Annotated in this window: 9 protein-coding genes; 3 read left to right on the forward strand and 6 right to left on the reverse strand. The window is 42.9% G+C overall.

Annotated features, from left to right (window positions below; genetic code table 11):
• Positions 1 to 30: 30 nt before the first annotated feature.
• The 3 genes from serS (at position 31) to VF675_RS10490 (ending at position 3308) form a co-directional block, all read left to right on the forward strand.
• On the forward strand, positions 31 to 1302 hold the full coding sequence (gene serS / locus VF675_RS10480; protein WP_440205192.1) for a serine--tRNA ligase: 1272 nt from the start codon (positions 31 to 33) through the stop codon (positions 1300 to 1302).
• 63 nt (positions 1303 to 1365) lie between these two features.
• On the forward strand, positions 1366 to 2736 hold the full coding sequence (cysG, locus tag VF675_RS10485; protein ID WP_440205193.1) for a siroheme synthase CysG: 1371 nt from the start codon (positions 1366 to 1368) through the stop codon (positions 2734 to 2736).
• A 92-nt stretch (positions 2737 to 2828) separates the two neighbouring features.
• A complete protein-coding gene (locus VF675_RS10490) occupies positions 2829 to 3308 on the forward strand; it encodes a tRNA (cytidine(34)-2'-O)-methyltransferase (RefSeq protein ID WP_004972260.1) in 480 nt (159 codons plus the stop codon).
• 195 nt (positions 3309 to 3503) lie between these two features.
• Here the strand turns inward: VF675_RS10490 and VF675_RS10495 are convergent, their stop codons facing one another.
• The 6 genes from VF675_RS10495 to rpoD form a co-directional block, all read right to left on the reverse strand.
• Positions 3504 to 4898 carry an APC family permease gene (locus VF675_RS10495; RefSeq protein ID WP_178866175.1) on the reverse strand — a complete coding sequence of 465 codons (1395 nt, stop codon included), beginning with the start codon at positions 4896 to 4898 and terminating at the stop codon, positions 3504 to 3506.
• A gap of 266 nt (positions 4899 to 5164) precedes the next feature.
• The gene (locus tag VF675_RS10500) at positions 5165 to 6349 is read right to left on the reverse strand and encodes an iron-containing alcohol dehydrogenase (protein ID WP_096901030.1); all 1185 of its coding nucleotides are present in this window, start codon (positions 6347 to 6349) and stop codon (positions 5165 to 5167) included.
• A gap of 1 nt (position 6350) precedes the next feature.
• Positions 6351 to 6884 carry a hypothetical protein gene (locus VF675_RS10505; RefSeq protein WP_026438100.1) on the reverse strand — a complete coding sequence of 178 codons (534 nt, stop codon included), beginning with the start codon at positions 6882 to 6884 and terminating at the stop codon, positions 6351 to 6353.
• Positions 6885 to 6959: 75 nt separating this feature from the next.
• Positions 6960 to 7616, reverse strand: a complete 657-nt coding sequence (gene lipB, locus VF675_RS10510) for a lipoyl(octanoyl) transferase LipB (RefSeq protein ID WP_004972253.1) — start codon at positions 7614 to 7616, stop codon at positions 6960 to 6962.
• A 152-nt stretch (positions 7617 to 7768) separates the two neighbouring features.
• Positions 7769 to 8062 (reverse strand): YbeD family protein, encoded by a 294-nt coding sequence (locus VF675_RS10515; protein WP_440205194.1) that lies wholly within the window; start codon positions 8060 to 8062, stop codon positions 7769 to 7771.
• A 113-nt stretch (positions 8063 to 8175) separates the two neighbouring features.
• Entirely contained in the window at positions 8176 to 10062 is a 1887-nt protein-coding gene (gene rpoD, locus VF675_RS10520; protein WP_194558884.1) for an RNA polymerase sigma factor RpoD, read from the reverse strand.
• Between the last annotated feature and the right edge of the window lie 228 nt (positions 10063 to 10290).

The following is a 10290-nucleotide window of genomic DNA, read 5'->3' on the forward strand; positions in this document are numbered from 1 at the left end:
GCCAGTTTTTTTCTTATTCCAAGATTGGCTATGATTGACCCGAAATTACTCAGAAATAATATTGAGGCTGTAAATTTAGCCTTGGCAAAACGTGGTGTGCAATTAGATGTGGCAGAGTGGGCAGCACTTGAAGCACGTCGTAAAGAATTGCAATCTAAAACCGAAGCATTACAGGCAGAGCGTAATTCGGGCGCAAAACAAGTCGGTCAGATTAAAAAAGCAGGTGGTGATGCTTCTGAAATTATGGCGCGTATGGCTGCTATTGGCGATGAAATCAAAGCCGCTGAAGTGGCTTTGGCAGAGTTGCAAGATGAGTTAGAAGCTAAATCATTGTCTATTCCAAACTTGCCAGATGAGTCTGTGCCTGAAGGTAAAGACGAAGCTGATAATGTAGAAGTATTGAAATGGGGCACACCACGCCAGTTTGATTTTGAAATTAAAGATCATACCGACCTTGGCGAAATAATGGGTGGTTTGGAATTTGAAACTGCAACCAAATTAACAGGTTCTCGTTTTAGTGTTTTAAAAGGGCCATTGGCACGTTTACAACGTGCAATTACACAGTTCATGTTAGATACACATACTGTTCAAAATGGTTATACCGAAGCGTATGTGCCGTATTTGGTCAATGCAGATTCATTGCGTGGTACAGGTCAGCTGCCTAAATTTGAAGAAGATTTGTTCAAATTACAAGGTGAAAAAGAATACTATCTAATTCCAACTGCCGAAGTTCCAGTAACCAACTTTGTGCGTGATGAAATCATTGATCCTGAACGCTTGCCATTAAAATATGCAGCGCATACCCCTTGTTTCCGTAGCGAAGCAGGTTCTTATGGTCGCGATACTCGTGGTTTAATTCGTCAGCACCAATTTGATAAAGTCGAAATGGTGCAGATTGTAAAACCAGAAACCTCAATGCAGGCTTTAGAAGAATTGACTGGACATGCAGAAGGTATTTTGCAGGCACTTAGTTTACCGTACCGTAAAATTATTCTATGTGGTGGCGATATGGGCTTTGGCGCAACCAAAACCTATGACTTAGAAGTTTGGGTGCCAAGTCAAAACACTTACCGTGAAATTTCATCATGCTCAAACATGGGGGATTTCCAAGCGCGTCGTATGAAAGCACGCTACCGTGCCGACCAAAAGAAAACTGAATTTGTGCATACATTAAACGGTTCAGGTTTGGCGGTAGGACGTACTTTATTGGCTGTTATGGAAAACTATCAACGTGCCGATGGTTCGATTGAAATTCCTGCAGTATTACGTCCGTACATGGGCGGTTTAGAGTTTATTGACTAAGTTGAGTGCAGGTCGACTTAGGATGAAATTGCTTACAATCAGATTTAAATATTGAGGTTTAGTGTGGATATTTTTCCAATCTCGTTAAAGTTGCAGCAGCAACCTTGTCTGATTGTGGGCGGTGGGCATATTGCTTATCGCAAAGCGGTGTTACTGGCTAAAGCGGGCGCAAAAGTTGATGTGCTTGCCCCTGAAATTGATGTCAATTTATTGCAATTGGTGCAACAAAGTCAGGGGCAGTATGTACAGGATGTTTTTAGTCCATCTACTGCGTTACGTCACTATCGTTTGGTGATTGCTGCAACGGATAACAATTTGGTCAATCAGCAAGTTTTTGCAGCTTGCGAAGCCGAAAATGTGCTGGTCAATAGTGTTGATGATCCACCACATTGCCGTTTTATGGTGCCTGCCATCATTGACCGTTCGCCTTTGGTGATTTCAGTCGCGAGTAATGGCACATCGCCTGTATTGTCACGTCAAATTCGTACACAACTGGAAAGTACCATTCCGCATGGTATGGGCAAACTGGCAGAGTTTTCAGGTCAGTGGCGTGCCGCAGTAAAACAGAAAATTGTAAATCCAGATGAGCGCCGTATTTTTTGGGAGGAGCTATATGCCAGTCCTCTTAAAGAACAGGTGTTCAACGACAATCTTGACGCTGCAAACCAAAGTATCCAACAGGCTTTAGCGGAATGGCAAACACCGAAAGGCGAGGTGTATTTGGTTGGTGCAGGGCCAGGTGATCCTGAGTTACTGACCTTAAAAGCCTTGCGTTTAATGCAGCAAGCCGATGTGGTGATTTATGATCGTTTGGTGTCTGCACCTATTTTAGAATTGTGTCGCCGTGATGCCGAAAAAGTCTATGTCGGAAAAGCACGTTCTAACCATGCTGTACCGCAAGAAGGCATCAATGCATTATTGGTGAAATATGCACAAGCAGGTAATCGAGTTTGCCGTTTAAAAGGTGGCGATCCGTTTATTTTTGGGCGTGGCGGTGAAGAAATTCAAGAATTGTATGAAGCAGGTGTGTCATTTCAGGTCGTACCGGGCATCACCGCAGCCTCGGGCTGTTCGGCTTATGCAGGCATTCCACTGACTCATCGAGATTATGCGCAAAGTGTGCGTTTCCTTACTGGGCATTTAAAAGAAGGTTCGCCTGAATTACCGTGGTCAGAATTGGTGTATGAACACCAGACTTTGGTGCTGTATATGGGCTTGGTTGGCTTAGAAAGCATTTGTGAAAAACTGATTGCACATGGACAACGGCCGGATATGCCTGTCGCCTTAATTTCTAAAGGCACGACCCCTGAACAAAAAGTGGTGGTGGGGACGTTGGCGGATATTGCCAGTAAAGTCGCACAGCACCACATTCAGGCGCCTACCTTGACCATTATTGGTGAAGTGGTCAATTTACGTGAACAGTTGAAATGGTAATGAATCTCCCCCAACCCCTCTTTTAAAAAGAGGGGAGTTCCTACATTTTCTAAAGGGAGCTGGGGAGGGATTGTGAAAAGTAGAGAAAATTTGTGATCCACGTTGTTTTATATGAGCCTGAAATTCCAGCCAATACAGGAAATATCATTCGTTTGTGTGCCAATACAGGTGCGCAATTACATTTGATTAAGCCATTAGGTTTTGAGTTGGATGATAAAAAGCTGAAACGTGCAGGTTTGGATTATCACGAATGGGCACGTATGCAGATTTGGGACAATCTTGAGCAATGCTTGGCTGATTTAGACAGCAAAGGCGTGGGTTTAGATGCGATTTATCCATTAACCACCAAAGGCACAGAAACACCACATACTTCGGATTTAAACCGACCTGTTGCCTTGTTGATGGGGCCTGAAACACGCGGTTTGCCAGAAGCCGTACGCATGTTGTTTCCGCAGCAGCACTGGATTCGTTTACCCATGGCAGAAAACTCACGTAGTTTAAACTTGTCCAATGCAACGGCTGTGATTGTGTATGAGGCATGGCGTCAGCAAGGTTTTAAAGCATTGCTCTAATTTGAGCATCAATTCATTTCAAATTTGATGCGATCTTCATCGTAATTGTATGCATTGATAGATAAAAAGCTGAGACAAAATTGTACTTAGCTTTTTTATTTTCGCTATTTTGCTGCTTTAAAGCTGAAACCCATTTGAGGCATAAGAAAAGGCGCATAAAGCGCCTGATCTTAAGAGGTTGAGATGCTATTTGTCTTAGCGATCATCAAACTCATTGTGCTGCGGAGCAGGGTGTTTAAAGCCTTTGGTTTTATAACCGAGGTATAAAACCCCAAACATCGCCCACCATAAGCCATACTTCAATGAAGTTTCATCGACTTCGAGCCATAAAGCAAAGACTGCAATAAAGCCGCACAACGGTACGATCACAAAATTGAGAAGGTCTTTAAAGCCTTTGGTACGACCATCACGTAGCGCGTAACGTGAAATCACCGATAAATTCACAAAGCTAAATGCGGTGAGGGCACCAAAACTGATTAATGAAATGACAAAATCCAAGTCCATAAAACCAGCAGTTAACGCTACAGCACCTACAATTAAAATATTGTATGAAGGTGTATAGCTGCGTGGGCTGATATGACCAAAGATTTTTTTGTTGATCACGCCATCACGACCCATCACGTACATTAAACGCGAAACGCCTGCATGAGCCGAAATACCAGATGCCATTACCGTTACAATAGCAAAGGCAAGCACATAAGACTGGAACAGCGAGCCGCCTACCAAGAGTAGAATTTCTGGCTGCGTTTCTGCAATATTTTTAAAGTAGCTGCCCGGTTCATTTGGGAAGAAAATCTGCATGAAATAGGTGCTGACAATAAAAATTACACCCGCAATTAGCGCAGTTAAGAACATTGCCTTCGGTAAGGTTTTTTCAGTGTCTTTGGTTTCTTCTGCAAGTGAGCTGAGTGAGTCAAAACCTGTAAATGAGAAGCAGAGTAGGGTTGCACCTGTAATCAATGCGCCTACCGAAGTAAGTTCATTCCAGAAAGGTTCTAAGCTCCATAACTGATAACGTTGCTCGGCAGTAATTGGACCATCGGCATTGAAGCCTGCCTGAAGTTTGGTGTACATCATCCATGTAAATACGCCAATGACCACCAACTGTACCAAAACGATCATACTGTTAAAGTTGGCGACAAAACGCGCGCCACGCAAGTTGACACCCGTCATAAATGCCGTGAGTACCACCACCCAAATCCAGTGATTCACATCAGGGAATAAGGCTTCCAGATAAATCACCGCCAAGATGATGTTGACCATTGGCGAGAGTAAATAATCTAGCCAAGATGACCAACCCACCATAAAACCAACGTTGGGATGAATCGATTTTTGTGCATAGGTATACGCCGACCCAGAAGAAGGATAACGACGAATCATGTGACCATAACTTAAAGAAGTTAAAAGAATGGCAACCAGTGCAAAAATATAAGATGTGGGTACGTGAAAATGACTTTCTTCCGATACTAAGCCGAAAGTGTCGAATAACGTCATCGGTTGAATGTAGGCTAAACCAATAATAATAATGTGCCAGAGTCCTAGCGTTTTTTGCAGTTTAGCTGCCGATTGAGTCCCAGAGATATTTGTCAACGGCGTTATCCTCTTAATCGTTGATCAAGGATCAGTCATGTTTGTTCAGGATTGTTTGAGACGAACAATCCCCCCTACATAAAAGTAAAAACGCGCCAATCTACTCCATAATGACGCGCTTTGTCAGTATCTTTGCTTTCTTTTTTAGCAGAAAAAACGCCATATTGATGAAAAAACATCAGACGCAGCAGTCTACCAATGAAAAGCCCGATGTTTAGAAAAACATCAGGCTAGATTTTCGGCTATGTTCGCCTATTTTGTAGGAATTACCAAGCCTTTTTTAAGATAGCTTTGAGTTCTTCTAAATTGGCTTCTTTCGGGTTGTAAATAATCGAACCATCGTTCAGGGCTTTTTCAGCGACTTCATCTAATTGTGCTTCGCTGACTTTACCAGTTTCTTGTAAAGTGCGTGGCAATTTGGTCAGTGCATATAAGCGGTCACGAATAGCTAAGAGTGTCGCAATGGTTTTATCGGCACGTAAATGTGCAGGGGTTTGCGCATAGACGTCTGCGCCTGCCAACGGTAATAGCAGCTCGGCAATTTTATCGGCATTGACGTCTTTGTTGTATTCCAACACGTATGGCAAGAATAAATTCATGCACAGTCCATGTGGCAAATGTGCCACAGCACCCAACGCATGACCTAGGGAATGCACTAAACCAACCATGGAATTTGAAAATGCAATGCCCGCCATAGTAGATGCTTGTGCCAATTCCAAACGGCCTTGTTCATCGCTTGGGTTGTCTAATACATTGAACAGGTTATTGCTGATTTTTTTAATTGCTGCAGTAGCATAAGCATCAGAAATTGGGTTGGCTGCCATGCAACTATAAGCTTCAATGGCGTGCGTCATGGCATCCATAGCCGTCATTGCCGTTAAATGTGGTGGCAAAGTTTGCGTCATACGTGAGTCTAAAATGGCTGCATGTGGCATTAAGTAATACGATGCAAATGGCATTTTGACGTTCTTTTCGGTGTCGGATACCACCGCAACCATAGTCACTTCTGAACCTGTTCCAGATGTGGTTGGAATCACAAAAAAAGGTTTCAGTGGGCGTGGTAAGTTATGCGCACCTGAATATTGCAATAAGTCATCACCGCCCTCGCTGACTAAAATATTGGTGGCTTTAGAAGTGTCAATTACTGAACCGCCACCCACCGCGATAATGGCATCACAGTTATTTTCACGGTACAACTGTGCCGCACGACGCACTGTTGCCACACTTGAATCTTGCGGGACATCATCAAAAACATAGCCAATCACGGCATCGGTAGATTCAAAAGCCGCTTCAATCGGTGCAAGCAAATTGTTGGAACGCACGCCTTTGTCGGTAATGATCATTGGGCGCTGCGAACCGAGTGTCGCCAATTCAAACGGAATATGTTCAAGCGCTGCATGACCTGCAATGACTTTGACTGGGCAAAAAAATTCGTAATAAGGCTTCGCCATGTTATGCACTCCGTTTGAAATAAGATTGGGCAACTTTTAGATAGATATTGGCTGCACCTGATAGTTTTTCTTTTAAGCTGAGTTCAGTCGGATATTGTTTTACCGCCAGTTCTGCCAGTAATTTAGGCAAGATCAGTGCTTCCATTTTGTTCAGGCAACGTACCAAGCGAATTGCATAAGACACATCACCATCGGCAATCATGCGGTCATGCGCAAAGGCCTGTGCGGTACTTTCCTGAAATGAAAACACTAAAAATGCATGATTTAAGTGTTTAAAGGTAATGGTTAAATCGGGTTTTTGTGCCGTATTCTGTAACAGTTCTAATTGATGATCTGCAGTGACTTTGGCAACAAAGGCTGGACCATTCGGAAAAACTTTCATAGACAACACAAAGTTGCTGGGGAATTTTGCAACTTCCTGTTTAATTTCTTCATCGACCTGACTTGCCATGACTAAACCTCTGCCAATCACATCCATCATGAGTTTGACATAGGCCAGTTGCAAAGCGGGTTTCACAGATTTAGTTGAAATCACGCGCTGAATCCCTGTGTTATAAATCATTATTTAGAGTAAATACTCTATTTTATTTCTTATTGAAAAGAAAGCCATTTATACGTGAATGACTTGAACGTCATTAAAGTAACCGCTGTTTTGTAAAGTTTCAATGATATCTGCGCAGAAGTTTTCAAAATGTGGATAGTCATTGACTAAATCCATCACACGTACCATTTCCAAACCTGCATAGCCGCAAGGGTTGATACTTTGAAAACCAGTCAAGTCACAATCAATATTGAGGGCTAAACCGTGATAACTACGGCCTTTACGAATTTTAAAACCGAGTGAGCCAATTTTTCGTTCATTGACATATACCCCTGGTGCATCTGCTTTGGCATAGGCTTCAATGCCGTATTTTTTAAGCAGCTCAATCATCAAGTTTTCAGCATAAGATACCAAAGTACGGACATTCCAGCCTAAACGGTTCAGGTCAAACATGAAGTAGGCGACCAATTGGCCTGGGCCATGCCATGTGACTTGACCACCACGATCAGTCTGTACCACAGGAATATCTGTCGCCATTAAAATATGTTCGGCTTTGCCTGCTTGCCCTTGGGTCAGTACATTCGGATGTTGCAAAATCCAGAGTTGGTCAGGGCTGTCTGCATCACGTTGTTCAGTCCAGTCTTTCATTTCCTGAAAGCGAGCTTGATAGTCAGTCAGGTCATGATATTGACGAATAATCAGGTTTGGCCGTTGTGCAGTATCCACAGTGATGCAGTCCTATCCATAAAAGCAAGAAATTGATTTTATTATACGAAAATGTGGCGGCTGTAGGGGATTTGTGGATTGAATAAGATTTTGGCAGCGCAGAAACAAAAAACACGCCCGAAAGCGTGTTATTTGAAAATCAATCTACAAAATTACAATGCAGTTTTAATCAGTGGGCAAGCTGCCAAATCTGCATAAATGGCATGCACTTGTTCCAATTCTTCAAAACGCAATTGTGCTGTAATTGAATGATACTTGCCTGTGCGTGATGGGGTAATGCTGATGTTTTGTGCATCAAACTCAGGGAAGTGCTTCACTAAAATTTCAAGCACAGCAATACGCAGTTCATCACCCGCGTCACCAATGAGTTTAATTGGGTAATCCATTGGAAACACCCAAAGATGCTCTTGTAGTTCACGAGATGGGGTACGGTTGAATAACGTCATAAGCGTGTGTCTCTATCTCTATATCAAACGCCTGCATAGGGCAGGCGTTTTTTGTCTTGTTGAATAAATGAGGCTGAATTTAAAAATTTCAATAGCTCATTTATGCAGCAATCTTAGTCATTTTCCAAGAACGAGCGTAAGTGTTCAGAACGAGAAGGGTGACGAAGTTTACGTAAGGCTTTGGCTTCAATCTGACGGATACGTTCACGGGTCACATCAAACTGCTTCCCAACTTCTTCCAAAGTATGATCGGTTGGCATATCAATACCAAAACGCATTTTCAGAACTTTGGCTTCACGTTCAGTCAAGTTTTCAAGCACTTCACGGGTCGCTTCTTTTAAGCCTTCAGAGGTTGCCGCATCAACAGGTGAGGTGATGTTGCTGTCCTCAATGAAGTCACCCAAATGTGAATCTTCATCATCACCAATTGGCGTTTCCATAGAAATCGGCTCTTTGGCAATTTTCAGAACTTTACGAACTTTAACTTCATCCATTTCCAAGCGTTCGCCTAATTCTTCTGGAGTTGGCTCACGGCCCATTTCCTGAAGCAATTGACGCGATACACGGTTGATTTTGTTAATGGTTTCAATCATGTGTACTGGAATACGAATGGTACGTGCTTGGTCGGCAATTGAACGGGTAATCGCCTGACGAATCCACCAAGTTGCATAAGTCGAGAACTTATAACCACGACGGTATTCAAACTTGTCTACCGCTTTCATCAAGCCGATGTTACCTTCCTGAATTAAGTCAAGGAATTGCAAACCACGGTTGGTGTATTTTTTCGCAATCGAAATGACCAGACGTAAGTTGGCTTCAACCATTTCTTTCTTCGCACGGCGGGCTTTGGCTTCACCAACGGCCATACGTTTAGAAATGTCTTTAATGCCTTTTACATCTAGACCTAGCTCTTTTTCAATATCGGCAATCTTTTGTTGGAAAGCCAAAATATCTGGACGTACTTTTTCCAAATAGCCTTTTTGATCTGCAGCAGCTTTGGCAATCTGTTCATCTAACCAAGCAAAATTAGACTCTTGACCTGGGAATGAAGTACGGAACTGGGTACGATCCATACGACCACGACGCACCGCATAGCGCATCACTTCACGTTCAGCCGTACGGATTTGTTCATGTGTGCCACGAATCATTTCAGAAATGATATCAAACAAACGCGGTGTAAATTTGAACATCATAAACACGGTAGCCAATGCTTCTAAAGCTTCTTGAGCTTCAGCACTTTCACGGCCATGTTTTTCAATCGCTGCAATTTTTGCAAGATAGGCTTGTTCTAATTCACCAAAACGCATTTTGGCAATTTCTGGGTCTGGGCCTGAATCTGCTTCAGATTCTTCTTCAGTTTCAGCTTCTTCTTCCTCATCGTCATCATCAAGTTTGACGTCTTTGGTTGGTTTGTCGCTGGTGTCTTCTTCTTTGTCTAAATCGGCTTCGTCTTCTAAAACTTCTGGAATTTCTTCATCGGTTTCAGGGTCTAAATAACCCGATAAAATATCGGCAAGGCGGCGTTCACCCGCTTCATAATCTTTATATTCTTGCAGTACCACTTGCACTGCGTTTGGCCAGTAGGCAATAGAGTGAAGTACATCGCGAATCCCTTCTTCAATACGTTTCGCAATGCTAATTTCACCTTCACGCGTTAACAGCTCAACCGTACCCATTTCACGCATATACATACGCACAGGGTCTGTGGTGCGACCAGGCTCATTTTCTACAGAGGCAAGTACCGCTGCAGCTTCTTCTTCAGCAACTTCGTCGGCAGCTTCTGCATTGTCTTCGAACATTGCATCATCAGATTCAGGCGCACGTTCATGCACAGGAATACCGACGTCTTGAAGCATTTGAATAATGTCTTCAATCTGTTCGCTTTCCGTGATTGAGTCCGGGAGATGATCGTTAACCTCAGCGTAAGTTAGGTAACCTTGCTCTTTGCCTCGGCTAATCAGAGCCGCTACTTGCGAAGTAGGGGAATTCATATCGCTCATCTTTGCTTACTCTTCGTTGAATCTGTGGCAGTGAAAAACCGTGCATGATAGCACAATTCGCTTTAAATAGGGTTGGAATTGATCAATCAAGCATGATTTTAAAATGATGTTTGAATGAAGAATTGAATAGGAATATGGGGCTTCATTACTGTTTTTCAAGTCAATTTCCTTTTTGCCCGCAAAATATTTTTATGATTGAGGCCAATCCTGAATAATGATACTAACTTG

Origin of the sequence: Acinetobacter sp. Lyrl_1 (genome assembly GCF_051948795.1) — a bacterium.
Lineage (GTDB): Bacteria > Pseudomonadota > Gammaproteobacteria > Pseudomonadales > Moraxellaceae > Acinetobacter > Acinetobacter towneri.